We start from the raw sequence: 25,208 nt of genomic DNA on the forward strand, positions 1-25,208 counted from the left end.
CCGGTGCGGTTTCAAGACGCGAGAAATAAATGACGGGAATTCACCCGGATTTGGCGGAACGAAGCGCCGTCGAACTCAAGGACGAGCGGGGGCCGTGGATGAAGGTCCAGGCCGGCGCCCTTCGAAACGCCAGCGTCGGCGCGTCGTCCTCGTCGATTCGCGCATGGTGGAAAGTCATCGCCATGCGCGACGACAGATAGGCGAGCGTCGCGCCCGGCCGGTCGATCACCGCGATCGGGAAGGTGCCGACGATCCGGCGCCAGTTCTGCCAGCGGTGGAAGCTGCGGAGATTGTCCGCCCCCATGACCCAGACGAAGCGGACGCCGCGATTGCGCCGCCGGACGAATTCCAAGGTGCGCGCCGTATAGCTCTGGCCGAGCGCCTCTTCGAAGGCGGTGACCTTGATGCGCGGGTTGCGGGCGATCTTCTCGCTCATTGCGATGCGCTCGGCGAGCGGTGCGAGATTGTTGTGGTCCTTCAGCGGATTGCCGGGCGTCACCATCCACCAGAGCTGGTCGAGCCCGAGCTTCTGCAGCGCCGTCTCGGCGACCAGCACATGGCCGGCATGGGGCGGGTTGAAGGACCCGCCGAACAGGCCGACCGCCATGCCGCCTTCGACATGCGGCATGCGCAGATATCTTGGCTTCACATCGGCAGGGGTCGTCAGGGCCGCACCTGTCCCGTGCCGCGCACGCGATATTTGAACGAGGTGAGCTGTTCGACGCCAACGGGGCCGCGGGCATGCATCTTGCCCGTGGCAATGCCGATCTCGCCCCCCATGCCGAACTCGCCGCCATCGGCAAATTGCGTCGAGGCGTTGTGCAGGAGGATCGCCGAGTCGATTTCCGTGAAGAAGCGCTCGACGACGGCCGGATCCTCGGCAATCACCGCCTCGGTATGGGCCGAGGACCACGTGTTGATGTGCTCGATGGCGCCGGAAATGCCATCGACGAGCTTTGCCGAGATGATCGCGTCCAGATATTCGGTTGCCCAGTCTTCGTCGCCCGCCACTTTCAGGCCGGGAAGCAGGCCTTGCAACTCTTCCGAGACGCGTACTTCGCAGCCGGCGTCGAGGAGCCCCCGGAGCAGCGGTCTTGCCAACCGGTCGGTGGCGTTGCTGTCGATCAACAGGGTTTCGGCGGCGCCGCAAATGCCGGTGCGGCGCATCTTGGCATTGACGACGATTCTTGCCGCCATGTCGAGATCGGCCGACGCGTCGACATAGACATGGCAGAGGCCCTCGAGATGCGCGAAAACCGGTACGCGGGCCTCGTTCTGGACGCGGGCGACGAGGCTCTTTCCGCCGCGCGGCACGATCACGTCGATCGCGCCATTGAGGCCCGAAAGCATGGCGCCGACGGCCGCGCGGTCGGCGACCGGAACCATCTGGATCGCATCCTCAGGCAGGCCCGCCGCCTTCAGCCCCTCGACGAGGCAGGCATGGATCGCCCGTGACGAATGGAAGCTGTCGGAGCCGCCGCGCAGGATCACGGCATTGCCGGCCTTGAGGCAAAGCGCGCCGGCATCGGCCGTGACATTGGGGCGGCTCTCATAGATCACCCCGATGACGCCGAGCGGCGTTCGGACCCGCTCGATATGCAGCCCGTTCGGCCGGTCCCATTCGGCGATGATATCGCCGACCGGATCCTTGAACGCGGCGATCGCCCGGATGCCGTCGGCCATGTCGCGGATACGGCCTTCCGTCAGCGTCAGCCGGTCGATGAAGGCCTTGGCGACGCCACTTTCCCGCGCGTTTTCGAGATCGACCGCGTTGGCGGCGAGGATCTCGCCGCTCTTCGCGATGATCGCCTCCGCCATGGCGACAAGCGCCGCATGTTTGCGCTCGGCGCTGGCAATGGCGAGCGGCCGGGCCGCTGCCTTGGCACGCCGGCCGATCTCCAACATGATTGCGTCGACGTCTGCGCCGTTCCTGGCCGCCTCAAGCATGGAGCTTGCCCCTCTTCTCATTCCCTCCCTCCTCGGACCGCGCGCCGGAGGGAGCCGTCATGACCATATCGTCGCGGTGCACCATGGCGGTGCGGCCGGCATAGCCGAGGATCGCAGCGATCTCGGCCGATTTCTTGCCGGCGATCTGGCGCGCGTCGTCGGCGTCATAGCCGGCAAGGCCGCGGGCGATCTCGCGGCCGGAATGGTTAAGGATCGCAATGGTGTCGCCGCGGCTGAACGTTCCCGACACCTGCCGGACACCGGCCGGCAGCAGGCTCTTGCCGGAACGCAGTGCCGTCTCCGCCCCGGCGTCGATCGTCAACGAACCGGCCGGCAGGAGCTGCCCGGCGATCCAGGTCTTGCGGGCCGTCACCGGCGAACCGGAAGGCGCGAACCAGGAGGAGCGGGCGCCGGCCTCGATCGCCTTCAGCGGGTGCTCCGGCTTCCCGGAGGCGATGATCATCGCGCAGCCGGCGGTGGTGGCGATCTTGCCGGCATCGATCTTGGTGCGCATGCCGCCGCGCGACAGCTCGGAGGCCGCGCCGCCTGCCATCGCCTCGATCTCCGGGGTGATCTCGGCAATCGACTCGAGGAAGCGGGCCTCCGGATCGAGATGCGGCGGAGCCGTATAGAGGCCGTCGATATCGGACAGCAGGACGAGCAGGTCGGCGCCGACCATCGTCGCGACCCGGGCGGCTAGCCGGTCGTTGTCGCCGTAGCGGATCTCGGTGGTGGCGACCGTGTCGTTCTCGTTGATGATCGGCACGGAGCCGAGCTTCAGCAACTGGTTGATCGTGGCGCGCGCATTCAAGTAGCGGCGGCGCTCCTCCGTATCGCCGAGCGTCAACAGGATCTGCCCGGCGATGATCTGATCGGTCGAAAGGCTTTCCGACCAGGCGCGCGCCAGGGCGATCTGGCCGACGGCGGCCGCCGCCTGGCTTTCCTCGAGCTTTAGGGCGCCGGCCGGCAGGTTCAGCACGGTGCGGCCGAGCGCGATGGCACCCGAGGAGACGACCAGCACCTCGACGCCCTTCGCCTTCAGCGCGGCGATATCGGCGCACATGGCGTCGAGCCAGCTCTTCTTCAGCCCGCTCTTGCGGTCGACGAGGAGCGCCGAGCCGATCTTGATGACGATCCGACGGTATTTTTCGAGCGGTCTGCGGGTCGCGGCCATCTCAAACCTGCTCCTCGCCGGCCTTCGCCGCGGAAATGACGTCGCGCAACGCCCTCAGCGCCTCGGTCATGCCCCGGTTGGTGACGGCCGAGATGAGCAGCGGCGGCGCGCCGCAGGCCTTGGCGAGCGCCTTGGATTTCGCCTTGAGTTCCTCGTCGTCAAGCACGTCGATCTGGGCCAGCGCGACGATCTGCGGCTTGTCTTCGAGCCCGCCGCCATAGGCATCGAGCTCGTGCCGCACCGTCGTATAGGCCTTGGCGACATCCTCCTCCTGCGCCGAAACCAGATGCAGAAGCACGCGGGTGCGCTCGACATGGCCGAGGAAACGGTCGCCGATGCCGACGCCTTCATGGGCGCCCTCGATCAGCCCCGGGATGTCGGCGATGATGAATTCCTGCCCGTCGATGGTGGCAACGCCGAGATTGGGATGGAGCGTCGTGAAGGGGTAGTTGGCGATCTTCGGCCGGGCGCGGGTGCAGGCGGCGAGAAACGTCGACTTGCCGGCATTCGGCAGGCCGACGAGGCCGGCATCGGCGATCAGCTTCAATCTCAGCCAGATGGTCTTTTCCTCGCCTTCGAGGCCGGGATTGGCCCAGTTCGGCGCCTGGTTTGTCGAGGACTTGAAATGCGCATTGCCGAAGCCGCCATTGCCGCCGGCGGCGAGCCGATAGCGCTGGCCTTCCGCGACCATGTCGACGATCAGCGTCTCGTTGTCCTCTTCGAAGATCTGCGTGCCGACCGGCACCTTCAGCGTCACGTCGGCGCCCTTCGCGCCGGTGCGGTTGCGGCCCATGCCGTGGATGCCGGTCTTGCCCTTGAAGTGCTGCTGGAAGCGAAAGTCGATCAGGGTATTGAGGCCGTTGACCGCCTCCACCCAGACATCGCCGCCGCGGCCGCCGTCGCCGCCATCTGGCCCGCCGAACTCGATGAATTTCTCGCGGTGGAAGGAGACGGCGCCCGCGCCGCCATCCCCGGACCGGATATAGACTTTTGCTTCATCGAGGAATTTCATGGGCTGGCCATTTCTTGTTCGGCTTAATTGAAGTTGGAGCGGGATGCTGGCGGAAAACCGCGCACCCACTGCTCGCCCTAGCACTCGCCGCCATCGATATAGGCGGTTCCGGCACAGGTCAAAGACTATCGCAAAAGAAACCCGCCGAGACACGTCCCGGCGGGTTTCGATCTCTTTAGGCCGGCCGGCGCAGGTCCTCGGCCGTCAGGCGCGTTTCGATATGCGCCACCATGGCGTTGCGGGCGAACGCATAGATCTGGCTGCAGCCGGTGATCTTGAAGCCAAGCTTCTCCTGCACCTTGAGCGAGGCCGGGTTGTCCGCGAAGACCCCGGAACGCAGCACGGCGTCCGGCATCCGCCGGAAGAACCGGTCGACGGCGGCATGGCCGCCTCGCTTGCCAGCCCCTTGCCCCAGTAGAAGCGGTTCAGCCAGTAGCCGACATGCCACTCGCCGCGCAGGAACTCGATGCCGACGCAGCCGATATGGACGTCGTCTCCCATGGTGACGGCCAGCGTCCAGTCGGGCAGGACGTTCGCGGCCTGGCGGTTCAGCCAGTCGAGCGCGTCCTGCTGGTGATAGGGCGCCGGCACGCGCGCCAACATACGCGCCACCCGGAAATCGGCGAGCGATTCGGCGATCGCCCCAGCATCCGACAGCCGATGCGGGCGCAGCCTCAGCCGCTTCGCTTCGATGACCGGGCAGGGGCCGGGATCGGGGCGGGCGACGATCCGCGCCCGTTCGGTGACGAGCGCGTTCATCGCATGCCTCCCCAGCTCTTGAGCGAAACCCAGGTCTTGCGGTCGAGCCTGTACCATTCGACGGCGACGGTGCCGCCGAGCGCCAGGCTGTCGACCATGCCGGAGCCCTGGAACTGAAAGCCGCACTTCTGGACGACCCGGCGCGAGGCCATGTTCATGACCCGGCAGCGCGCATCGATCTGGTCGATGTCGCGGGTGCGGAAGGCCATGTCGGTCAGCGCCTGCACCGCTTCGGTGGCATAGCCCTGGTTCCAGTAAGGCTCGCCCAGCCAGTAGCCGAGCTCGACCGTCCTGCCGTCGGCATGCGGCTCGATCCCGCAGCAGCCGAGGAATGCGCCATTGTCCGCTTTGGTGATCGCGTAGACGCACTTGCCAATCGTGCCGGCTTTTGTGCGTCGCACGAAATCGGCCGCATCCACCGTGGTGTACGGGTGCGGCATGCGCGAGACCATGGTGGCGATATTGGCGTTGTTGGCAAGATGGGCAAGGGCGTCGATATCGTCTTCGTGGGGCGTGCGCAAAACGAGCCGGGGCGATAACAATATCGGGCAGTCGGTCCTTGACCGTTGAGGCCTCAGCCTTTGTTCGGGAGACCGGGATTGGTCTTCCCTGACGAGCTCGGTTTGCATGGTTCTTCCTCCAGACATGCGAAAAGGGGAGTTGGGTATTGCCCCATCTCCCCTTTGAAGTCTGGCTTCGGAACCTTGCGGGTGCGTCAGCCGGGTCGATGAGACGCCGGCTGTTTTAGAGCGCTACCGGCTTATTCCGCTGCTTCGGCTTTCGGCATTACAGACACGTAGACTCGGCCGTTGGCCTTCGTACGGAAGTCCACGTTGCCGGCCGCAAGCGCAAAAATCGTATGGTCCTTGCCGAGGCCGACATTGGCGCCGGCATGCCACTTGGTGCCGCGCTGGCGCACGATGATGTTGCCTGCAATGACGGCTTCGCCGCCGAACTTCTTCACGCCAAGGCGCTTGGACTCAGAATCGCGACCGTTGCGCGACGAACCGCCAGCTTTTTTGTGTGCCATTGGTGTTCTCCTTTAAACCTTCGATCCCGGACTCAGTTTGCAGCTTCAGCGGCGGCTTCGGTCTTCTTCGAAGCCTTCTTCGCCTTGCCGCCGGCGGCAGCGATGTCCAGGATGCGGACGACCGTCTGATGCTGGCGATGGCCGCGCGAACGCTTGGAGTTCTGGCGGCGGCGCTTCTTGAAGGCGATGACCTTCTTGGCGCGGCCCTGGTCCACAACTTCGGCGCTGACGACGGCACCTTCGACAAACGGAGCACCGATGGTTGCATCGGCGCCGACGCCGACCATCAGGATCTCGGTGAATTCGATCTTGTCGCCTGCAACGCCTTCCAGCTTTTCGATGGTGATGACGTCGTCGGCTGCCACGCGGTACTGCTTACCGCCGGTCTTGATGACTGCGAACATATTTTATCCTTTCATGTTCGGTCCGGCTCTTTGCCTGGAAAAGCAAGGCCGTCTTTTTGTCAGTCGTTCATATTGAGCGGAGCGCCGCAGGGAAACCCTCGACCTCCACCAGTGAACGGGCACAAACCATGACCCGGCGCGGTGCGGGCAGGCCACACCACTTCATGGCGCGGATTAAGGGAGTCGCCCTTCCTTGTCAAGGCGAAAGGCACTGAGTTGAAGATATTCTTCCTTCTGCCCCCTTGTCAGCGGCGGAAACTGTCGCTATGAACCGGCCGCGCTCAGATAGCGCCAACCGGCCCCGCGGAGAGGTGGCAGAGTGGTTGAATGCACCGCACTCGAAATGCGGCATGGGTGCAAGCCCATCGGGGGTTCGAATCCCCCCCTCTCCGCCATCTTCGTCAGAAATTCAAAGCATTATCACGGACCCGGCTCGTGCTCGCAGTCGGGTGTTTTGCCGGAGGACGGCTCAAATCGCGCGTCTTGCCTCTGACGCACCTACCGAGCCGCCCCGAATCGGTAGTGTCGCGTCACTATTCTTTCGCAAAAGTTGCACAATAATGATAGTTGGACATGTCGGCCCCGGGGGACGAAATGGCGATCAGCGATTCAACGCGAGTGAGTGCCGTTGCTCAGCAGATCAAAGAGGCGAGCAATCCTGATGTTCAGGCGGACATCGAGGCGCTGCTGAAGCAACCCAGGGAGCGGCCTGCCTGGCTCCGGGAGGCACAGCAGGCGATGAAGCGACGCCTGCGCAACGAGCCTGCAATAGAAGCCGGCATCAGACCCGCGGCAGTCGACGAGGGCGCGGCGCCATCGGACGAAGTCGGCGTGCGCGAGACTATCGTCTTCGCGGTCGGCACCCCCGTCTATGTCGTTCGCGATGGCCGTATCGACCTCGACAGCGCGCGTGCCGAGGCGAAGGGGTGGCGCAAACTCCTTGCCCAGCACGACGCCTCCATGGCCAATGTCCTGATGTCCGTCGGCCGGATCGATGTCGACAATTTCGTCGACGACAGCCCCTATGTCGGCACGGCTTGGGTCATCGACGACGGCCTCGTCGTCACAAACCGCCATGTCGCCAATCTGTTTGCCGAGGCAAGCGGCGTCGGCTTCAAATTCCGCCTCGGATTCGATGCGCGAACACCAATCGGGGTCAAGGTCGACTTTCTCGAGGAACTCGGCAATGACAGGTCTGCAGAAGTCCGCGTCGAACGGATCGTCTGGGTGGCGCCGGAGACCGGACCCGATGTCGCTTTCTTGAAGCTTGCGCCAGCATCGACGCTGGTCGGGCGAAAGGCATTGGTTCGCGCCACCGAGACGCCGCGGCCGAAATTGCCGGTGGCTGTCATCGGCTATCCGGCACGCGACAGCCGGTTCTCCGATCGGGCGCTCGCCGAGAAGATCTTCGGTGGCGTCTTCGACAAGAAAAGGGTCGCTGTCGGCCAGATCCTCGGCGCGGGTGCCGACGAAATCACCCATGGATGCTCGACGCTCGGCGGTAATTCCGGCTCGCCGGTGATCGACATCGGAAGCGGCGAGGTGGTGGGTCTGCACTATCGCGGCATCGAATTCGTCGAGAACGACGCCGTTTCCGTGCCGATGTTGAACCGCTGTCTCGAACGGGCGCGCGCGATACAGGGGGTGGGAGGGCTAGCCGTGTCGAAGGATGAGAGCCAAGACGCGCGTGGGCGCGACGGCGTCGTTCAGGTCGGATCAACACCGGGGAGTGTAACCTTCACGATACCGCTCAGAATCACGGTGGAACTCGGCGGTATAGCTGCCTCGCCGTTCACCGCGGCAGCTTTGCCGACGATTGCGAGTGGCGCACTGCCCGCATCCGAGGTCGGAGGCCCCGTCGACAAGCAAAGGCTGGCGCAGGCCGTCGTCAACGCCCGCGCCCTTCTGGCGAACCGCGCAGATGTGGTGGCGATCAAGCCCGGCTACCGCTTCGCCGACGGAGCGATCACCGACGAGAAAGCGGTGGTGGTCTCCGTGCGCCGCAAGATCGAAAGGTCCTCGCTCGAATCGCGCGGCGTGCTTGCCTTGCCCACGCAGATCGACGGCGTGCGGGTCGATGTGGCGGTCGCCACAACGGCCGACCTTTGCGGCGAAGGCACCGGGATCGGCGAGGAAGCGCGGGTGCCGAGTTGGCATACAGCCTATGAGAAACGGCCCGACCTGCCGATGACGCGCCGCAGCGCACAGATGCGTTTCGTCATCCATTCGGGTCCCGATTCCGGCTGGCCGCAACTGTCGAAATTCCTGAAGGCGACGCGCAAGTCGCTTGCGGTTGCGATGTATGAATTTGGGGCTCCCCACATTGTCGATGGCGTGATTGCAGGCGTGAAGGGAGCCAAGGAAACGATCGGCCTCGTTCTGCAACTCGGCGGCCACGTCGGGAGCGGCACGAAAAAGGACGACTTCACCGATGCGGAAACGGTGGATCGGATTCGCGAGGCGAAGAAATCGAAATTTGACTTCGCCGCCGCCAGTGTCGGCAAGGCCGGCATTTTCGATTCCGCCTATCACATCAAGGTCGCCGTTCGCGACAGCCGCTCGCTATGGCTCTCGAGCGGCTCCTGGCAAACCTCCAACCAGCCCAATGTCGATCCCTTGACGGAAGACAGCACCCCTGCGGCGCTCAGGCAGTTCAACCGCGAATGGCATGTGATCCTCGACAATGCCGAACTCGCGGAGCTTTTCGCGAACCATATCGAACGCGACCTCAAGGAGGCGCGGGAGACCGAGGAAGCTCCGGCTCCGGCAGAACCGCTTGTCTTCGTGCCGGCCGGCATGTTGGCCGACCTGGAAGCGGCGGCAAAGCCCCGCTATTTCCCGCCGCTCGAGGGTCGCCGCATGCTCGATGTGCATCCGATCCTGACGCCGGACAATTACATCGAGACCGTGCTGCCCTTCATCCAGGCGGCAAGACGCTCGGTATTGTTTCAGAACCAGAGCTTCAACACGAAGACGGTCGGCGGCGACTACGGCAAGTTGCTTGATGCGCTTCTCGCCAAGCAGCAGGACGGGCTCGACGTTCGCGTCATCTTCCGCAGCTTCGGTCCCGACGATCGGGACACGATCTCTTTCGCCAAGGATTATGGCTTCGACACCGGGCGGATCCGCATCCAGAAAAACTGCCATACGAAGGGCATCATCGTGGACGGCGAGGCGGCGCTGGTCGGGAGCCACAATTGGACGACCGCCGGAACCGGCTTCAACCGGGATGCCAGCCTGATCTTCTACGACCGGGAGATCGCCGAGTTCTATCGCGCCCTGTTCGAATACGATTGGGAGCGCATCGGGCCGGCCAGGATCGACGAGACGCTTCCGCCGCCAATTCTCGTATCGCCGGGGGAAGAGACCGTGCCGCCACCGGGATATGTCGCGGTCCCGCGATCGGTCTTGCTGGGACGCTGATCACCGCAATCGGGTCGGCGACGGCGTGTTGACGGGTGGCGCGCCGGTCAGTTCTTCGCAAAAACGTAATCCGTCTCCTGCCGGAGCGTCTCGCCGGGCCTCAGCACCGCCTTCGGAAAACCTGCGTGGTTCACCGCGTCGGGCCAAATCTGCGTTTCGAGGCAGAAGCCGGCGAAGGGGCCGTAGCGACGGCCCCCGAGGCCCGGGACCGGGACGTTCAGCTTGCTGCCGGTATAGAGCTGGACGCCGGGCTCCGTCGTCAGCACCTCCAGCGACACGCCGGAATTGATGCTGCGCACCAGCGCCACCGAGCGCTTCTGCATGCGCTCGGGCGAGAGGCAGAAATTGTGGTCATAGGCGATCTTGTCGCCCTCCATCTGGCGCCTGAGCGAGGTCATTTCGCGGAGATCGAAAGGGGTGCCGGCAACCGGGCGGATTTCGCCGGTCGGGATCAGCCGCTCGTCCGTCGGCAGGTAATGGTCGGCGGCGATCATGATGTCATGGCCGCGCGCATCCTCGCCGCCGTCGAGGTTGAAATAGCTGTGCTGACAGACATTGGCGAGCGTCGGCGCATCCGTTTCGGTTTCGTAGAGGACGTTCAACGTGCCGCCGGGCTTCAGCGTATAGGTGCAGGTGACCGTGCAATTGCCGGGATAGCCGGCGCGGCCGTCGGGGTCGGTGATCCGGAGCGTGACGCGGTCCTCGGCCCGCTCGACGATCGACCAGTTGCGCTTGGCGATATTGTCGCTGCCGCCATGCAGATGCGTGACACCCTTTTCGTTGACCTCGAGCTGGTAGGCGTTGCCTTCGAGCGTGAAGCGACCGTCGCCGATACGGTTGGCGTTGCGGCCGGGCGTGGCACCGAAATAGGAGGAATGGGATGGATAACTGTCGAAATCCTCGAAACCGAGGACGAGCGGGGCCGCATGGCCTTCGAGCCTGAGGTCCTGGATGACCGAGCCCCAGGTCAACACCTTGGCGATCAGCCCGCCGCCCTCAAGCGTCACCCGATAGACCGGTTCACCAGAGGGTAGGTGGCCGAAGATTTCCGTGTCGGTGCTCATCTTGTGTCCCTTGCTGCGTCATCCAGGCGGGCGACAAACTGCGTCATTTCCGGCGGTGCGGCAACCGGAAAGTCGCATTTTTCAGCGGGACAATTCCTTCGTCGCCGCCTGCAGGCCGGCGAGCGTCAAGGGAAACATCCGCCCGCCAAAAAGAGCGCGGACCATGCCGATCGAATGGGTGTGGCGCCAGTCGCTTTCCGGCACCGGGTTGAGCCAGATCGAATGCGGGAAATGCGTCGTCAGGCGTTCGAGCCAGAGCGCCCCCGACTCGTCGTTCCAGTGTTCGACCGAGCCGCCCGGATGGCTGATCTCATAGGGGCTCATCGACGCGTCGCCGACGAAGATGGCGCGATAGTCGCCGTGATAGGTCCGCAGCAGCTCCGCGGTGCGGGTGATGTCGGCGCGGCGGCGGCGGTTGTCCTTCCAGACGCCCTCGTAGATACAGTTGTGGAAGTAGAAATAGTCCATGTGGCGGAACTCGGCGCGCGCCGCCGAGAACAGTTCCTCGACGACGCGGATGTGATCGTCCATCGATCCGCCGACATCGAAGAACATCAGGAGCTTGACGGCATTGCGCCGCTCCGGCCGGGTCACCACGTCCAGATAGCCGTGCTCCGCGGTGGAGCGGATCGTGCCGGAAAGGTCGAGCTCTTCGGCTGCCCCCTCGCGCACCCAGCGCCTGAGCCGTTTCAAGGCGACCTTGATGTTGCGGGTGCCGAGCTCGACTGTGTCGTCGTAGTCCTTGAACTCGCGGCGGTCCCAGACCTTGACGGCGCGCCGGTGGCGCGAGCCCTCCTGGCCGATCCGGACACCCTCGGGGTTGTAGCCATAGGCGCCGAAGGGCGACGTGCCGGCCGTGCCGATCCATTTCGAGCCGCCCTGGTGGCGGCCGGCCTGCTCGGCGAGCCGCTGGCGCAGCGTCTCCATCAGCTTGTCGAAGCCCCCAAGCGCCTCGACGAGCCTCTTTTCCTCCTCGGTCAGGTATTTCTCGGCGAGCTTCCTCAGCCATTCCTCGGGGATGGCGGTTTCGACAAGGCCCTCCGGCTGCGGGGCCGCCTCGAGCCCGGCAAAGGAGCGCTGGAAGACCCGGTCGAAGCGGTCGAGGTAGCGCTCGTCCTTGATGAGCGCCGTGCGCGCCAGGAAATAGAAGGCTTCAACGTCGAAGGCGGCGATCCCCTTCTCCATTCCCTCGATCAGCGACAGGAACTCCCGGAGCGTCACCGGGACCTTCTCGGCCTTCAATTCGAGGAAGAAGGGGATGAACATCACTCTCCCGTGCCGATCTTCTCGAGCTCGTAGGGTGTCGTCTGGTACATCTCGTTGATCCAGTTGCCGAAGAAGAGATGCGCATGGCTGCGCCAGCGGTTCTGCGGCGGCAGGGAGGAATCGTTGTGCGGGAAATAGTCATGCGGCAGCTTGATCGGCACGCCGGCATCGACGTCGCGGAAATATTCGTCCGACAACGAGGTCGAATCATATTCGACGTGGTTGAACATATAGAGCCGGTTGCCCTTCTTTTCGTGCACCAGGCAGACGCCCATCTCCTTCGATTCCATCAGGATCTCGAGGCCGGGCACCCGGTCGATATCGGCGCGGCGCACCTCGGTCCAACGCGACACGGGCACGGCGAAATCATCCGAAAAGCCGTTCAGATAGACGGAGGAGGACCTGAGGTTCTGGTGGCGATAGACGCCGAAGGCCTTTTCCTTGAGCGCATATTTCGGCACACCGTGGAAGTGGTAGATCGCCGCCATCGCCCCCCAACAGACGTTCAGCGTCGAGTGCACATGCGTCGTCGTCCAGTCGTAGATGCTCTGCAGTTCCCGCCAATAGGTGACCTCTTCATAGTCGAGCATCTCGACCGGCGCGCCGGTGATGATGAAGCCGTCGAACTTGCGCCCCTTTACCTCCTCCCAGGTCTCGTAGAAGGCGAAGAGATGCTCCTCGGGCGTGTTCTTCGGCCGGTAGCCGCCGATGCGCACCAGCGTCAGTTCCACCTGCAGCGGCGTCGCGCCGATCAGCCGGGCGATCTGGATCTCCGTCTTGATCTTGTTCGGCATCAGGTTCAAGAGCCCGATCTGCAGCGGGCGGATGTCCTGGCGGACCGCCGCGGTCTCCGTCATCACCCGCACACCCTCGTTGACGAGCGTTTCGAAGGCGGGCAGCGTATCGGGTATCTTGATGGGCATGGGCGTCACTCGATCAATACAAAAAAACCGGCGGCGAAATGATCGCGACCGGTCCTCGGAAATCCGTTCTTCCTCGGCCCTTTAGCGATTTCTTTAACGTGGCTGCAAGCCGGCCGGCCAAATCACCACAGGATCGCTTGATAGCGCGACGAAGGCCGCGCGGTCAATGAAAAAGGAGTCTCGGGTAGGGAAGGCGGCGCGGCAAACTCCGGTCCGCTCGCCCGCTTGCGGGGAGAGGGTCAGGGTGAGGGGCATTTTCCGCACTGCGCGGGATCAGGCTTCTGAACGCGGCCTCATCCGTCGCGGCGCGCCATGAAGGCCAGCCGCTCGAAGAGGTGCACGTCCTGCTCGTTCTTCAGAAGCGCGCCATGGAGCTTCGGCAGCATCGATTTCGGATCGGCGCGCAAGTCTGCCGGATCGATCTCGTCGGCGACCAGCAGGCGGATCCAATCGAGCGCCTCGGAGGTCGAGGGCTTCTTCTTCAGGCCCGGCACCTCGCGGACGCCATAGAAGGCGGCAAGCGCCGCCGACAGCAGGTTCTTGCGGATGCCCGGATAGTGAACCTCGACAATGCGGGTTAGCGTCTCGGCATCCGGAAAGCGGATATAGTGGAAGAAGCAGCGGCGCAGGAAGGCGTCCGGCAGTTCCTTCTCGTTGTTGGAGGTGATGATGACGATCGGCCGGTGCAGGGCACGGACCGTCTCGCCGGTCTCGTAGACGTGGAAGTCCATCCGGTCGAGTTCCTGCAGCAGGTCGTTCGGGAACTCGATATCCGCCTTGTCGATCTCGTCGATCAACAGCACCACCTTCCGAGGCGCCTCGAAGGCCTGCCAGAGCTTGCCCCTGCGGATATAGTTCTTCACATCGTTGACCCGGGCGTCGCCGAGCTGGCTGTCGCGCAGCCGCGAAACGGCATCGTATTCGTAGAGCCCCTGCTGCGCCTTGGTCGTCGACTTGACGCTCCACTCGATGAGGTCGAGGCCGAGTGCTGCGGCAATCTGGCGGGCAAGTTCGGTCTTGCCGGTGCCGGGCTCGCCCTTGACGAGCAGCGGCCGCTCCAGCCGGATCGCCGCGTTGACGGCGACCATCAGGTCCTTGTCGGCAATATAGTCGGCGGTGCCTTCGAACTGCATCGGCTGCCTTCGGTTCTAAGTGAAAACGCGGGATGCGGGCGGAAAACCGCTTACACTTTTCCTCATCCCGCTTACCCTCGAAACGCCGTGACTTCGATTTCGATCAGCATTTCCGGGCGGATCAGATCGCAGACGACCATCGTCGCGGCCGGGAGGATCTCGCCGAAGACCTCGCCGAAGATCGGGAAGACCCGGTCGGCGAAGCTGGCGTCGGTGACGTAATAATGGTTGCGCACCACATCGGCGAGCGAGAAGCCGGCTTCCTTCAGGGCGCTTTCGATCGTCTTCAGGCAGTTGCGCGCCTGATCCTCGACCGTCTCCGGCATGGTCATGGTGGCGTAGTCGTAGCCGGTCGTGCCGGAGACGAAGCACCAGTCGCCCTTCACGACGGCGCGCGAATAGCCTGCCGTCTTCTCGAAGGGCGAACCGGTGGAGATCAGCCTGCGCGTCATCCGCGAGCCGCTCAGGCCCAGGGGCGCGATGCGGCGGTTGCCTTTTCGAAAGTGTCGATGGCACCCGCCTTTTCGAGCGTCAGGCCGATGTCGTCGAGGCCGTTCAGCAGGCAATGGCGCTTGAAGGCGTCGATCTCGAACTTGATCGAGCCGCCATCCGGGCCGGTGATCTCCTGGGTTTCCAGATCGATCGACAACACGGCGTTTGAACCGCGGTTGGCGTCGTCCATCAGCTTGTCGAGGTCGGCCTGGCTGACGACGATCGGCAGGATGCCGTTCTTGAAACAGTTATTGTAGAAGATGTCGGCGAACGAGGTGGAGATGACGCAGCGGATGCCGAAATCGAGGAGCGCCCAGGGCGCATGCTCGCGCGAGGAGCCGCAGCCGAAATTATCGCCGGCAACCAGGATCTTGGCGTTCTGATAGGCCGGCTTGTTGAGCACGAAATCCGGGTTCGGCGTGCCGTCCTCGTTGTAGCGGGCTTCGGCGAAAAGCCCCGTGCCGAGACCGGTGCGCTTGATCGTCTTCAGGTAATCCTTCGGAATGATCATGTCCGTGTCGATGTTGACGACGGGCAGGGGCGCAGCAACGCCGGTGAGCTTGACGAACTTGTCCATGGGCTAGCCTTCGATTTCAGCGGAAGTGTTGGAGAGCGTTTAGATCAGTTTCGCGCCGAAATGAAGGAGAATCTGCGTCCGCGAGGCTCCGGGAGCACGATTCTAGAGCATCCTGCTTTAGGTAGAACCACTGAAAGCAGAAAGATGCTCTAGTTTCAAAAGTGCTAGAGCGTCCTTTGCGCGTTCAACTGAACGCGCGGCGCTCTAGAGGTCGATGATCGTGCCGCGCCCGTCGTTCCAGATTCGCATTTCACGCTCATGACCGGCGGCCGGGCGGGCACGCGCCGGCATCGGCTTGGCGTTGAACCTTGCGGCGATGGCGCTGCCGATCGCGACGACGGCGGCAATGCCGGCAAGCGCCAGGGCAAGCGAGGCGGTCAGCACGAAGGCCGCAACCGTGATGGTAAGGACTGCGGCCGTGAAGAGAACAGAGCGGATGCTTTGCATATTCGTCACCTTTCTATCAAGGCATGTGGTGGCTGGCGGCACCGCTTGCAAGAGGCCCTTCGACCTTGCGCAAGGCAAGAAAGGCGGGCACAACCGGTCCTATGACAAGAGCAACCGATCATCATCCCGTGCGGCTCCGCCGTTCCGTGCTTAGCGTGCCGGCCGACAACCCCCGTGCCCTTGCCAAGATCAAGGATCTTGTCGCGGATGCGGTGATCTTCGACCTCGAGGACGCCGTGGCACCCGAGCGCAAGGCCGAGGCCCGCGACGCCCTTGTCCGCCACCTGTCCACAAATCGGCCGGACGGCGAAGCGATCATCCGCGTCAATGTGGCGGAATCGGGGTTCAGCGAAGCGGATCTTGCCGCCGCACTGTCGACGCGCCCGGACGCGATCCTTCTGCCGAAGGTCGAAAGCCCTGCCGATATCCAAACGGTTCTCGATTGGCTCTCTGAAAACGACGCGCCGGAGAGCCTGAGGCTCTGGGCGATGATCGAGACGCCGCGCGGCGTCCTCAATGCGCCGGCCATCGCCGAGATGGGCCGCACCCTCGGCGGCCGGCTCGATTGCTTCGTTGTCGGGCTCAACGACCTGCGCCACGCGACGGGCGTTCCCGCGCTCGCCGGCCGCACCTATCTCGTGCCCTGGCTGATGCAGGTGCTCATCGCGGCGCGCGGCAGCGGTCTCGACGCCATCGACGCGGTCTTCAACGATTTTCGCGACGCGGAGGGTTTTGCGGCCGAGTGCGAGCAGGGGCGCGACATGGGCTATGACGGCAAGATGCTGATCCATCCCGCCCAGATCGACGCGGCCAATCGTTGCTTCGGCGTCGACGCGGCGGCGCTCGACGAGGCGCGAGCGATCATCGGCGCCTTCGCCCGGCCGGAGCATGCAGGCAAAGGCGTGATCAACCTTGACGGCCGCATGGTCGAGCGCCTCCATCTCGACCAGGCACTGAAACTCGCCGCGAAAGCGGAGATCATCGAAAAACGAAAGGCGAAACCTTGAAACTCTACCGATTTCTGACCGGCCCCGACGACGCTTCGTTCTGCCACAAGGTGACGGCGGCATTGAACCAGGGTTGGAGCCTGCACGGCTCGCCGACCTATGCCTTCAATGCCGACACCCAGCATATGCAATGCGGTCAGGCGGTGACGAAAGAGGTGGAGGGCAAGGACTATCATCCAGACATGAAATTGTCGGAGCAGTAAGCCACGGTGTTGTCGAGTGGGTCCAAGTTGCCCCTCTCCTCGGGTTTAACCCGAGGACTAACCCTCTTCCCGCAGGCGGGGCGAGGGGACTGAGGTGGCGCCGCGCGTCTCCTTCGCCCCGCCTGCGGGGAGAAGGTGGCCGGCAGGCCGGATGCGGGGCCGAAGTTACAAAGGCCCCACACTTTCCTCAGATCGGCTGGCCCGAAAGCAATCGCGGGTCCGTTTCGCCGGCAACGCCGGCGGCCTGGCGAATGAAGAAACTCTTGAGCGACGGCAGGCGGTCGACGAGGCCGAGGCCGATGTCGCGGATGACCCTCACCGGCGTGATGTCGTTGGAGAACAGCCGGTTCAGGACGTCGGTCGTCACGCCCATGCGGAAGGTGTCGAAACGCCGCCAGGTCTGGTAGCGCTCGAGAACGGCAAGCGAGCCGATGTCGAGGCCGAGGCGGTCCGCCTCGACGACCGTTTCGGCAAGCGCCGCCACGTCCTTGAAGCCGAGATTGAGGCCCTGGCCCGAGATCGGATGGATGCCGTGCGCGGCATCGCCCGCCAGCGCGAAGCGAGGTGCTACGAAATCGCGCGCCAGCGTCAGCCCGAGCGGAAAGGCCCTGCGGCCGCCGACCACCTTGAGATGGCCGAGCTTGTGGCCGAAGCGGCGCTCCAGTTCCTCCTCGAAAATGAAATCATCCTCTTTGACCAGGCGCTCGGCGTCGGCGCTGCGCTCCGTCCAGACCAGCGACGAGCGATTGTCCTTGAGCGGCAGGGTGGCGAAGGGCCCCGCCGGCAGGAAATGCTCCTCCGCCGTGCCGCCGTGCGGCCGCTCGTGCTCGACCGTCGTCACGATGCCGGACTGGCCGTAATCGAACTCGACGACCTTGATGCCGGCGGCCTCGCGCAATTTCGAGCGCACCCCGTCGCAAGCGACGAGCAGTCGCGCCTCCACCGCCGCGCCGCCGGCGAGTGTCACGGCAACGGCGTGATCGCCGCTCTTGAAGTTTTCGACCAACGCCGCCTGGCGGATCGGCACGCCGAGTTCCCGGCAGGCCTCGCGCAATGCGCCGACCAGCGCGGTATTCGGCACCATATGTGCGAAGGGGCGCCCCTCGCCGCCATCGCCCTCGAAGGTCAGGAACACCGGACGGACGGGATCGGCCGTTTTCGAATCGGTGATCACCATCCGGAGGATCGGCTCCGCCTCCGGGGCGATCGCGTTCCAGACGCCGAGAACGTCGAGCATGCGCTCGGCCGCAAGGGCGACCGCGGAGGCCCGCTCGTCCTTTTTCCAGGCGCCTTCCGGCGCGCCGTCGACGACGGTCACGTCGAGATGGGGAGCCGCTTTCTTGAGCGATACGGCGAGCGACAGGCCGACATAGCCGCCTCCGGCAATCAATACATCGATCATCCCGCCTCTCCCGTCGCACTTGAGCATCGATCCATGCGTATATAGATCAATGCCATCGCCGTTCCTACCATCGGAGACCGCCGAAAATGTCGCGCCCCGCCGAATCCGCCACGCCCATGGATGCGCTGCTCGGGATCCTCGATCTCGAAAAGCTCGAAGAAAACCTGTTCCGGGGCCTGAGCCCCCAGGTCGGCTGGCAGCGGGTGTTCGGCGGGCAGGTCATCGGCCAGGCGCTGGTCGCCGCGCAACGCACCGTGGACGAAGGCCGCTATGTCCATTCGCTGCACGCCTATTTCCTGCGGCCGGGCGACCCGACCGTGCCGATCATCTACGAGGTCGACCGTATCCGCGACGGATCGAGCTTCGCCACCCGGCGCGTCGTGGCGATCCAGCACGGCAAGGCGATCTTCTCCATGTCGGCCTCCTTCCAGTATGACGAGGACGGATTCGACCATCAGTTCGACATGCCCGACGTGCCGATGCCGGAAACCTTGCCGGGCGAAAAGGAACTGCGCGAGAAATTCCTCGTCCACGCACCCGAGGCGATCCGCCGCTACTGGGAACGGCCGCGGCCGATCGAGATCCGGCCGACCTCGCTCGAGCATTACTTCTCGCGCGACAAGGCCACGCCGCGGCAGGACGTCTGGGTGAAGACCGTCGGCAACGTGCCGGACGAGCGCCATCTGCAGGCCGCCGTCCTTGCCTATCTGTCCGACATGACGCTGCTCGATACCTCGCTCTACGCGCACGGCACTTCGGTCTTCGACCGGACGCTCCAGGTCGCGAGCCTGGACCACGCCATGTGGTTCCATCGACCCTCCAGGATGGACGACTGGCTGCTCTACACGCAGGACAGCCCAAGCGCGCACGGCGCGCGCGGCATGACGCGCGGCAGCCTGTTCGATCGTTCCGGCGTGCTGATCGCCTCCGTGGCCCAGGAAGGCCTGATCCGTAAAAAGGCAGTTGAGTAAAAAATAGGCAATCTCCAGCCTTTTTTGTTCTTTTGCCTGTTTTTTAAGCTTCTTGATTGGCTTCTTTTTTAGCACTTCGCGGCCGAAGCGCCGCGAAAAGTGGTTTTTCCGTGTCTTTTCCTGAATTTGCGCCTTCTCGATCGAATCTGGCACGCCCCTTGAATGTGAAGGTTCGGTTGCCCGGCGCTTCATGCGCTCAAGCAGCAAGGAGAGACGGCCTCCGGGCCGAGGCAGACAAGGATGGGAAGCCGATGAAAATTGTGATGGCCATTATCAAGCCGTTCAAGCTCGATGAGGTTCGCGAAGCCCTGACCACCGTAGGCATCCAGGGTTTGACCGTGACCGAAGTGAAGGGATACGGCCGCCAGAAGGGGCACACCGAAATCTACCGTGGCACCGAATACGCCGTGAGCTTCCTGCCGAAGCTGAAGATCGAGATCGCGGTTCCGTCGGAGATCGTCGACAAGGCCGTCGACGCGATCGCCTCGGCCGCCAAGACCGGCCAGATCGGCGACGGCAAGATCTTCGTCTATTCGATTGACCATGCCGTGCGCATCCGCACCGGCGAAACCGATTCAGAAGCGTTGTAAGCAGCGCCGATCAGGGAGCATTTTTCGATGTCGTCATTCAATCTTTCCCTCTCTCTTCGACGCGTGGGCGCCACCGCTGCCGCCTTGCTCGCGCCGGTCGTTGCTTTCGCCCAGGAGGCGGCGCCCGCCGCTGCCGAGGCCGTTGCGGCAACGCCGGTTCCGGACAAGGGCGACACCACCTGGATGCTGCTGTCGACCATCCTCGTCCTGTTGATGACCGTTCCCGGTCTCGCGCTCTTCTATGGCGGTCTGGTGCGTGCCAAGAATATGCTGTCGGTGCTGATGCAGGTTATGATGATCACCGCCGTCGTGATGATCATCTGGGTGACCTACGGCTATTCGCTGGCCTTCACGGATGGCGGCTCGCTCAACTCGTTCATCGGCGGCTTCTCGAAAATGTTCCTGGCGGGCGTCGACACGACGACCCTTGCGGAAAGCTTCTCGAAGGGCGTCTTCATCCCCGAATACGTCTTCGTCGTCTTCCAGATGACCTTCGCCTGCATCACGCCGGCCCTGATCGTCGGCGCCTTCGCCGAGCGCATCAAGTTCTCGGCCGTCATGCTGTTCGTCATCCTGTGGGTCACCTTCGTCTACTTCCCGATCGCCCACATGGTCTGGTTCTGGGGTGGACCGAGCGCCTACACGGCTCCGACCGGCCTGATCTTCTCCTTCGGCGCGATCGACTTCGCCGGCGGCACCGTCGTCCACATCAATGCCGGTATCGCGGGCCTCGTAGGCGCGATCATGCTCGGCAAGCGCACGGGCTACAAGCGCGAGATCATGGCTCCGCATTCGATGACGCTCACCATGGTCGGCGCCTCGCTGCTGTGGGTCGGCTGGTTCGGCTTCAATGCCGGCTCGAACCTCGAAGCCAATGCCTATGCGGCCCTCGCGATGATCAACACCTTCCTGGCAACGGCAGCAGCCATCGTCTCCTGGGCGGTCGTTGAAACGCTCGTTCGCGGCAAGGCCTCGATGCTTGGCGCCGCCTCGGGTGCCGTTGCCGGCCTCGTCGCCGTCACCCCGGCCGCCGGCTTTGCCGGGCCGATGGGCGCGATCGTACTCGGCCTCGCCGTCTCGCCGCTCTGCTACTTCTTCGTCGATGTGGTAAAGAACAAGTTCCACTATGACGACAGCCTCGACGTGTTCGGCATCCACGGCGTCGGCGGCATCCTCGGCGCGATCGCAACCGGCATCCTCGTCAACCCGGCGCTCGGCGGCGCAGGCATCGTCGACTATTCGACCGCCGACTTCGCCGCTGGCTACGCCGGCACGGCAACGCAGGTCTGGGCGCAGCTCAAGGGCGTGCTCGTCACCGTCGTCTGGTCCGGTGTCGGTTCGGTCATCCTCTTCAAGGTTGTCGATGCAATCGTCGGCCTGCGCGTCACGGTCGAAGCGGAGCGCGAAGGTCTCGACCTCTCCTCGCACGGCGAAGCCGCCTATCACGCCAGCTAAGCGGATTGCGGCGCCGGCAGAAAAGCGCCGCCAACAGTCCCGTCGCGATCCGCATATTTCGCGGATCGCCCTTTCGCCCGGATCCTCGCGATCCGGGCTTTTTTTGTGCTGCTCAATGCGCTGACCACCCCTCATCCGGCTGCCGGCATCTTCTCCCCGGGGCGAAGGAAACGCGCGGCATCGCTTCGGCCCAAGTTCCCTCGGGGAGAGGGTTAAGGTGAGGACCCGCGATAGGGATCAATTTGCGACGGAATCATCGTCATCACGCGCTATTTCGTTCCCGCAGGCGCATGGTTAATGTCGCATTAACCCTCGTCCGCTTAGGTTGATTCCATGGCACGCAATGTGCCCGGAGCATTCTGTGTCCAGACCGGTTTCGGAAGGGCGGCAAGAATGCCCTGCAATCAATGGCTGGAATGTTCCCACCGTTCACTTGGAAGATGCGTGGCGCTCCGGCGGATCGAAACGGGCAGCAGGCAACATGAGCAGAAGCAATCCCGCAACGCTTGACAGCCGTTCCAACCAGTTCGTGCTGACCACCTTCCTCTGGCGCCAGACCGCGTCGCTGGCAGGTTTTGCGCTGTTCGGCGCCCTGGCGCTCGCCGTTGCCGCGCTTTCGACATGGAACGTTTCCGATCCGAGCTTCTCCTATGCCACCTCGCAGGAGCCGACCAACGTGCTCGGCTACGGCGGTGCTGCCTTTGCCGATATCTTCATGCAATTCTTCGGACTGGCGAGCGTCGTGGCGCTGCTGCCGGCGGTCGCCTGGGCGCTCGTGCTGATTGGCGGCAAACCTTTCGACAAGGCCGTCAAGCGGCTCTGCCTCTGGTTCGTCGGTTCGGTGCTGGCGAGCGCTGCCCTGAGCTGCGTGCCGGCGCCGATCACCTGGCCGCTGCCGAACGGTCTCGGCGGCGTCTTTGGCGACATGATCCTGCGCTTCCCGGCGCTCTTCACCGGCACCTTCCCGACCGGCACCTTCGCGACCGTTCTCGCCTGCCTCTTCGCTGCGCCGGCCGCCTGGGCGCTGATCTTCAGCGCCGGGCTTATCGGTGTCAGCGACGAAGGCGAGGAAGAGGCGGCACCGGAGTCCGTTCCGAGCAAGGCCCGCACCATCCGCGAAGAGCTCGAGGATGAGGATGACGAGGGGCCGCTGACCCTCCTGATGGGCTCGCTGGCCCATATGCGTTTCACGGCGCAAGCCCGGCTGCGTCGCGCCTTCGGCCTGAGCGCCAGCCGCGCCAAGCGCCAGTACGACGAGCCCTATGATTTCAACAACGACGAATTCGGCACGCTCAACGAGCCGGCCCGGCCGAAGACACAGGCCGGCGCCGCGCGCGTCGAACCATCGCTCGATCGCGCCGAGCGCCGCCTCGTCACGCCGCCGCCGATCCTCGCCGACGAAGACGACCCGCCCTTCGACCTCGACGATCCTCGCCCCGCCGGCATCCTGCCGGACGACGAGGACGACATCGCCGCCGACTGGGCACCGCGGCCCGCTCCGGCCAGGCCGCCGATCAACGGTTCCAGGGTTGCTCCGCCACCGACGCGGCCGAAGAGCGGCCAGCGCATCGAACGCGAAGCCCAACGCTCCTTCGTCGATGACGATGGCGACTTCACGCTTCCGCCGATCCATTTCCTCGCCGAGGCGAAGAATGTCACCCGCGACGCCTCCCTATCGTCCGATGCGCTCGAACAGAATGCCCGCATGCTCGAAGGCGTGCTGGAGGATTTCGGCGTCAAGGGCGAGATCATCCATGTGCGCCCGGGGCCTGTTGTGACGCTCTACGAATTGGAGCCGGCGCCGGGCATCAAGTCGTCGCGCGTCATCGGCCTTGCCGACGACATCGCCCGCTCGATGAGCGCGATCGCCGCCCGCGTCGCGGTCGTGCCGGGCCGCAACGCCATCGGCATCGAACTGCCGAACCAGCGGCGCGAGATGGTCTATCTGCGCGAACTGATCGGCTCGCGCGACTTCGAGACCACCAAGACGAAGCTTGCCATGGCGCTCGGCAAGACGATCGGCGGTGAACCGGTCGTCGCCGACCTCGCCAAGATGCCGCATCTGCTCGTCGCCGGCACCACCGGTTCGGGCAAGTCGGTGGCGATCAACACGATGATCCTGTCGCTGCTCTATCGCCTCACCCCCGATCAGTGCCGGCTGATCATGATCGATCCGAAGATGCTCGAGCTCTCCGTCTATGACGGCATCCCGCATCTGCTGTCGCCGGTGGTCACCGATCCGAAGAAGGCCGTCGTCGCGCTGAAATGGACCGTGCGCGAGATGGAAGAGCGCTACAAGAAGATGTCGAAGATCGGCGTCCGCAACATCGACGGCTTCAACGCGCGCGTCGAGCAGGCGCTTCTGAAGGGCGAGGCGATCACCCGCACCGTCCAGACCGGCTTCGACCGCCAGACCGGCGAAGCCGTCTACGAGACCGAGGAGTTCGACCTCTCGCCGATGCCCTATATCGTCGTCATCATCGACGAGATGGCCGACCTGATGATGGTCGCCGGCAAGGACATCGAAGGCGCCGTGCAGCGGCTCGCCCAGATGGCCCGCGCCGCCGGCATCCACGTCATCATGGCGACGCAGCGCCCGTCGGTCGACGTCATCACCGGCACGATCAAGGCGAACTTCCCGACCCGCATCTCCTTCCAGGTCACCTCGAAGATCGACAGCCGCACCATCCTCGGCGAACAGGGAGCCGAACAGCTCCTCGGCCAGGGCGACATGCTCTACATGGCGGGCGGCGGGCGCATCCAGCGCGTCCACGGCCCCTTCGTCTCCGATACGGAAGTGGAAGAGGTTGTCGCCTATCTGAAGACGCAAGGCGTGCCGCAGTATCTCGATGCGATCACCGAGGACGACGACGAGGAGAGCGAAGGCGGCGGACCGTCCGGGACCTCGAATCTCGCCGATTCCGAAGACCCCTACGACCAGGCCGTGGCGATCGTGCTGCGTGACGGCAAGGCTTCGACCTCCTACGTGCAGCGGCGCCTCGGTATCGGCTATAATCGTGCCGCCTCGCTGATCGAGCGGATGGAGCAGGAGGGCATCATCGGCCCGGCGAACCACGCCGGCAAGCGCGAGATCCTGGTGCCGACCGAGGCGGAGATCACGGGCCGGTAAGTCGGGAGAGCCGGCCGGTAACGGTCATTTGAGAGCGAGGCCGGAGCAGCAGCAAATGACGCCTTGAAGGCGCCCCACTTGCGCTCCACATGACGCTCATATGAAGGAGACTGCGATGACAGAGACAAGAAACGGCGACGGCAATACTCTGGTGATCTCGCGGCGCCTCTTCGTTTGCGGCCTGGCAGCGCTCGCGGGCATTGCCGGAACGACCCTCGACGCGGCCCCCGCTTCGGCGCAGGCATCCGCCGTTGCCCAGAAGATCGCCGATCACTTTTCATCGGTGAAGACGATGGCCGGCGAATTCGTCCAGTTCGGCCCGCGCGGCGAGCAGACCGGCGGCAAGTTCTACATCCGCCGTCCCGGACGCATCCGCTTCAACTACGAGGCGCCCTCGCCGATGCGGGTCATCGCCGACGGCCGGTCGGTGGTGATCGGCAACATGAAGCTGAAGACCTGGGACATCTATCCCTTGTCGAAGACGCCGCTCAACCTGCTTTTGAGCGAGAGGATCGACCTGAGCAGCCGCATGGTCCGCAACGTCCGGGTCGAGCCGGACCTCATCACCATCGTGCTGGGCGACCGCTCGATCTTCGGCGATTCGACCATCACCATGATGTTCGACCCGAAGACCTACAATCTCAGGCAGTGGACGATCACGGACGCCCAGAAGAAGGACACGTCGGTGATGATCTTCAACGTGCAGACCGGCATCCAACTCGACGACAAGGTGTTCCGCATTCCCTATGACGAGGTGCGCAACAAGGGTGGCAAGTAGCCGAACCCGCATTGACTCTGA

Annotated in this window: 23 protein-coding genes, 1 tRNA gene, 1 pseudogene and 1 riboswitch; of the genes and pseudogenes, 9 read left to right on the plus strand and 16 right to left on the minus strand. The window is 64.1% G+C overall.

The window, feature by feature from the left end; all coding sequences use genetic code 11:
* Window positions 1-40: 40 nt before the first annotated feature.
* The 8 genes and pseudogenes from N181_RS10800 to rplU all read right to left on the minus strand — a co-directional run bounded on the left by N181_RS10800 (window position 41) and on the right by rplU (window position 6,326).
* Complete coding sequence (locus tag N181_RS10800) at window positions 41-649, minus strand: nicotinate-nucleotide adenylyltransferase (RefSeq protein WP_037393806.1); 609 nt, start codon at window positions 647-649, stop codon at window positions 41-43.
* A 14-nt stretch (window positions 650-663) separates the two neighbouring features.
* Window positions 664-1,947, minus strand: a complete 1,284-nt coding sequence (locus N181_RS10805) for a glutamate-5-semialdehyde dehydrogenase (RefSeq protein ID WP_037393804.1) — start codon at window positions 1,945-1,947, stop codon at window positions 664-666.
* Entirely contained in the window at window positions 1,940-3,121 is a 1,182-nt protein-coding gene (gene proB, locus N181_RS10810; RefSeq protein ID WP_014330090.1) for a glutamate 5-kinase, read from the minus strand. The genes N181_RS10805 and proB overlap by 8 nt, the downstream gene beginning before the upstream one ends.
* Window position 3,122: 1 nt before the next feature.
* Window positions 3,123-4,133, minus strand: a complete 1,011-nt coding sequence (obgE, locus tag N181_RS10815) for a GTPase ObgE (protein WP_037393802.1) — start codon at window positions 4,131-4,133, stop codon at window positions 3,123-3,125.
* Window positions 4,134-4,308: 175 nt separating this feature from the next.
* A pseudogene (locus tag N181_RS10820) lies at window positions 4,309-4,892 on the minus strand (GNAT family N-acetyltransferase).
* Window positions 4,889-5,521 carry a GNAT family N-acetyltransferase gene (locus N181_RS10825; protein ID WP_037393799.1) on the minus strand — a complete coding sequence of 211 codons (633 nt, stop codon included), beginning with the start codon at window positions 5,519-5,521 and terminating at the stop codon, window positions 4,889-4,891. The pseudogene N181_RS10820 and the gene N181_RS10825 overlap by 4 nt, the downstream one beginning before the upstream one ends.
* Window positions 5,522-5,652: 131 nt before the next feature.
* Window positions 5,653-5,922: a 50S ribosomal protein L27 gene (gene rpmA / locus N181_RS10830; protein ID WP_014330086.1), complete on the minus strand. Its 270-nt coding sequence runs from the start codon at window positions 5,920-5,922 to the stop codon at window positions 5,653-5,655.
* A 32-nt stretch (window positions 5,923-5,954) separates the two neighbouring features.
* Window positions 5,955-6,326 carry a 50S ribosomal protein L21 gene (gene rplU, locus N181_RS10835; RefSeq protein ID WP_012709651.1) on the minus strand — a complete coding sequence of 124 codons (372 nt, stop codon included), beginning with the start codon at window positions 6,324-6,326 and terminating at the stop codon, window positions 5,955-5,957.
* Between the two features lie 305 nt (window positions 6,327-6,631).
* Here rplU and N181_RS10840 point away from each other — a divergent pair.
* Window positions 6,632-6,721: transfer RNA gene (locus N181_RS10840), tRNA-Ser, on the plus strand.
* Window positions 6,722-6,899: 178 nt separating this feature from the next.
* The gene (locus tag N181_RS10845; protein WP_234885879.1) at window positions 6,900-9,749 is read left to right on the plus strand and encodes a phospholipase D-like domain-containing protein; all 2,850 of its coding nucleotides are present in this window, start codon (window positions 6,900-6,902) and stop codon (window positions 9,747-9,749) included.
* A 47-nt stretch (window positions 9,750-9,796) separates the two neighbouring features.
* Here the strand turns inward: N181_RS10845 and N181_RS10850 are convergent, their stop codons facing one another.
* The 7 genes from N181_RS10850 to N181_RS10880 form a co-directional block, all read right to left on the minus strand.
* Window positions 9,797-10,813 carry an aldose epimerase family protein gene (locus N181_RS10850; RefSeq protein WP_014330084.1) on the minus strand — a complete coding sequence of 339 codons (1,017 nt, stop codon included), beginning with the start codon at window positions 10,811-10,813 and terminating at the stop codon, window positions 9,797-9,799.
* Window positions 10,814-10,894: 81 nt separating this feature from the next.
* Entirely contained in the window at window positions 10,895-12,079 is a 1,185-nt protein-coding gene (locus N181_RS10855) for a vWA domain-containing protein (protein ID WP_037393795.1), read from the minus strand.
* Window positions 12,079-13,002 (minus strand): homoserine O-acetyltransferase MetA, encoded by a 924-nt coding sequence (gene metA, locus N181_RS10860; protein ID WP_037393793.1) that lies wholly within the window; start codon window positions 13,000-13,002, stop codon window positions 12,079-12,081. The genes N181_RS10855 and metA overlap by 1 nt, the downstream gene beginning before the upstream one ends.
* Window positions 13,003-13,063: 61 nt before the next feature.
* A riboswitch (SAM riboswitch) is annotated at window positions 13,064-13,141 on the minus strand.
* Window positions 13,142-13,295: 154 nt separating this feature from the next.
* Window positions 13,296-14,135, minus strand: a complete 840-nt coding sequence (locus N181_RS10865; protein WP_014330081.1) for an AAA family ATPase — start codon at window positions 14,133-14,135, stop codon at window positions 13,296-13,298.
* A gap of 71 nt (window positions 14,136-14,206) precedes the next feature.
* The gene (locus tag N181_RS10870; protein WP_037393790.1) at window positions 14,207-14,587 is read right to left on the minus strand and encodes a RidA family protein; all 381 of its coding nucleotides are present in this window, start codon (window positions 14,585-14,587) and stop codon (window positions 14,207-14,209) included.
* 11 nt (window positions 14,588-14,598) lie between these two features.
* Window positions 14,599-15,204 carry a 3-isopropylmalate dehydratase small subunit gene (leuD, locus tag N181_RS10875; protein ID WP_014330079.1) on the minus strand — a complete coding sequence of 202 codons (606 nt, stop codon included), beginning with the start codon at window positions 15,202-15,204 and terminating at the stop codon, window positions 14,599-14,601.
* Between the two features lie 204 nt (window positions 15,205-15,408).
* On the minus strand, window positions 15,409-15,651 hold the full coding sequence (locus N181_RS10880) for a hypothetical protein (RefSeq protein ID WP_014330078.1): 243 nt from the start codon (window positions 15,649-15,651) through the stop codon (window positions 15,409-15,411).
* Between the two features lie 101 nt (window positions 15,652-15,752).
* Here N181_RS10880 and N181_RS10885 point away from each other — a divergent pair, with 101 nt between their 5' ends.
* Window positions 15,753-16,658, plus strand: coding sequence for an HpcH/HpaI aldolase/citrate lyase family protein (locus N181_RS10885; RefSeq protein ID WP_037393785.1), 906 nt, complete (start codon window positions 15,753-15,755; stop codon window positions 16,656-16,658).
* The gene (locus N181_RS10890) at window positions 16,655-16,861 is read left to right on the plus strand and encodes a DUF1737 domain-containing protein (RefSeq protein WP_037393782.1); all 207 of its coding nucleotides are present in this window, start codon (window positions 16,655-16,657) and stop codon (window positions 16,859-16,861) included. Before N181_RS10885 ends, N181_RS10890 begins: the two co-directional genes overlap by 4 nt.
* A 187-nt stretch (window positions 16,862-17,048) precedes the next feature.
* On the opposite strand, the gene N181_RS10895 is transcribed toward N181_RS10890, so the two are convergent.
* The gene (locus tag N181_RS10895) at window positions 17,049-18,263 is read right to left on the minus strand and encodes a ubiquinone biosynthesis hydroxylase (RefSeq protein WP_037393779.1); all 1,215 of its coding nucleotides are present in this window, start codon (window positions 18,261-18,263) and stop codon (window positions 17,049-17,051) included.
* Between the two features lie 86 nt (window positions 18,264-18,349).
* Between N181_RS10895 and tesB the strand changes: the two genes are divergently transcribed.
* The 5 genes from tesB (at window position 18,350) to N181_RS10920 (ending at window position 25,187) form a co-directional block, all read left to right on the plus strand.
* Window positions 18,350-19,234: an acyl-CoA thioesterase II gene (gene tesB, locus N181_RS10900; protein ID WP_037393776.1), complete on the plus strand. Its 885-nt coding sequence runs from the start codon at window positions 18,350-18,352 to the stop codon at window positions 19,232-19,234.
* 251 nt (window positions 19,235-19,485) lie between these two features.
* A complete protein-coding gene (locus N181_RS10905) occupies window positions 19,486-19,824 on the plus strand; it encodes a P-II family nitrogen regulator (protein WP_012709636.1) in 339 nt (112 codons plus the stop codon).
* 27 nt (window positions 19,825-19,851) lie between these two features.
* Window positions 19,852-21,279 carry an ammonium transporter gene (locus N181_RS10910; RefSeq protein WP_014330072.1) on the plus strand — a complete coding sequence of 476 codons (1,428 nt, stop codon included), beginning with the start codon at window positions 19,852-19,854 and terminating at the stop codon, window positions 21,277-21,279.
* A gap of 481 nt (window positions 21,280-21,760) precedes the next feature.
* Window positions 21,761-24,409, plus strand: a complete 2,649-nt coding sequence (locus tag N181_RS10915; protein WP_037393773.1) for an FtsK/SpoIIIE family DNA translocase — start codon at window positions 21,761-21,763, stop codon at window positions 24,407-24,409.
* 115 nt (window positions 24,410-24,524) lie between these two features.
* A complete protein-coding gene (locus N181_RS10920; RefSeq protein WP_037393818.1) occupies window positions 24,525-25,187 on the plus strand; it encodes an outer membrane lipoprotein carrier protein LolA in 663 nt (220 codons plus the stop codon).
* Window positions 25,188-25,208 lie beyond the last annotated feature (21 nt).

Origin of the sequence: Sinorhizobium fredii USDA 205, from assembly GCF_001461695.1 — a bacterium.
Classification (GTDB): domain Bacteria; phylum Pseudomonadota; class Alphaproteobacteria; order Rhizobiales; family Rhizobiaceae; genus Sinorhizobium; species Sinorhizobium fredii.

Coding starts and splice junctions, on each gene's coding strand:
- N181_RS10805 (WP_037393804.1), bottom strand. CDS start 1,947: ATGCTTGAGGCGGCCAGGAACGGCGCAGACGTCGACGCAATCATGTTG.
- proB (WP_014330090.1), bottom strand. CDS start 3,121: ATGGCCGCGACCCGCAGACCGCTCGAAAAATACCGTCGGATCGTCATC.
- obgE (WP_037393802.1), bottom strand. CDS start 4,133: ATGAAATTCCTCGATGAAGCAAAAGTCTATATCCGGTCCGGGGATGGC.
- N181_RS10825 (WP_037393799.1), bottom strand. CDS start 5,521: ATGCAAACCGAGCTCGTCAGGGAAGACCAATCCCGGTCTCCCGAACAA.
- rpmA (WP_014330086.1), bottom strand. CDS start 5,922: ATGGCACACAAAAAAGCTGGCGGTTCGTCGCGCAACGGTCGCGATTCT.
- rplU (WP_012709651.1), bottom strand. CDS start 6,326: ATGTTCGCAGTCATCAAGACCGGCGGTAAGCAGTACCGCGTGGCAGCC.
- N181_RS10845 (WP_234885879.1), top strand. CDS start 6,900: ATGTCGGCCCCGGGGGACGAAATGGCGATCAGCGATTCAACGCGAGTG.
- N181_RS10850 (WP_014330084.1), bottom strand. CDS start 10,813: ATGAGCACCGACACGGAAATCTTCGGCCACCTACCCTCTGGTGAACCG.
- N181_RS10855 (WP_037393795.1), bottom strand. CDS start 12,079: ATGTTCATCCCCTTCTTCCTCGAATTGAAGGCCGAGAAGGTCCCGGTG.
- metA (WP_037393793.1), bottom strand. CDS start 13,002: ATGCCCATCAAGATACCCGATACGCTGCCCGCCTTCGAAACGCTCGTC.
- N181_RS10865 (WP_014330081.1), bottom strand. CDS start 14,135: ATGCAGTTCGAAGGCACCGCCGACTATATTGCCGACAAGGACCTGATG.
- N181_RS10870 (WP_037393790.1), bottom strand. CDS start 14,587: ATGACGCGCAGGCTGATCTCCACCGGTTCGCCCTTCGAGAAGACGGCA.
- leuD (WP_014330079.1), bottom strand. CDS start 15,204: ATGGACAAGTTCGTCAAGCTCACCGGCGTTGCTGCGCCCCTGCCCGTC.
- N181_RS10880 (WP_014330078.1), bottom strand. CDS start 15,651: ATGCAAAGCATCCGCTCTGTTCTCTTCACGGCCGCAGTCCTTACCATC.
- N181_RS10885 (WP_037393785.1), top strand. CDS start 15,753: ATGACAAGAGCAACCGATCATCATCCCGTGCGGCTCCGCCGTTCCGTG.
- N181_RS10895 (WP_037393779.1), bottom strand. CDS start 18,263: ATGATCGATGTATTGATTGCCGGAGGCGGCTATGTCGGCCTGTCGCTC.
- tesB (WP_037393776.1), top strand. CDS start 18,350: ATGTCGCGCCCCGCCGAATCCGCCACGCCCATGGATGCGCTGCTCGGG.
- N181_RS10905 (WP_012709636.1), top strand. CDS start 19,486: ATGAAAATTGTGATGGCCATTATCAAGCCGTTCAAGCTCGATGAGGTT.
- N181_RS10910 (WP_014330072.1), top strand. CDS start 19,852: ATGTCGTCATTCAATCTTTCCCTCTCTCTTCGACGCGTGGGCGCCACC.
- N181_RS10915 (WP_037393773.1), top strand. CDS start 21,761: ATGAGCAGAAGCAATCCCGCAACGCTTGACAGCCGTTCCAACCAGTTC.
- N181_RS10920 (WP_037393818.1), top strand. CDS start 24,525: ATGACAGAGACAAGAAACGGCGACGGCAATACTCTGGTGATCTCGCGG.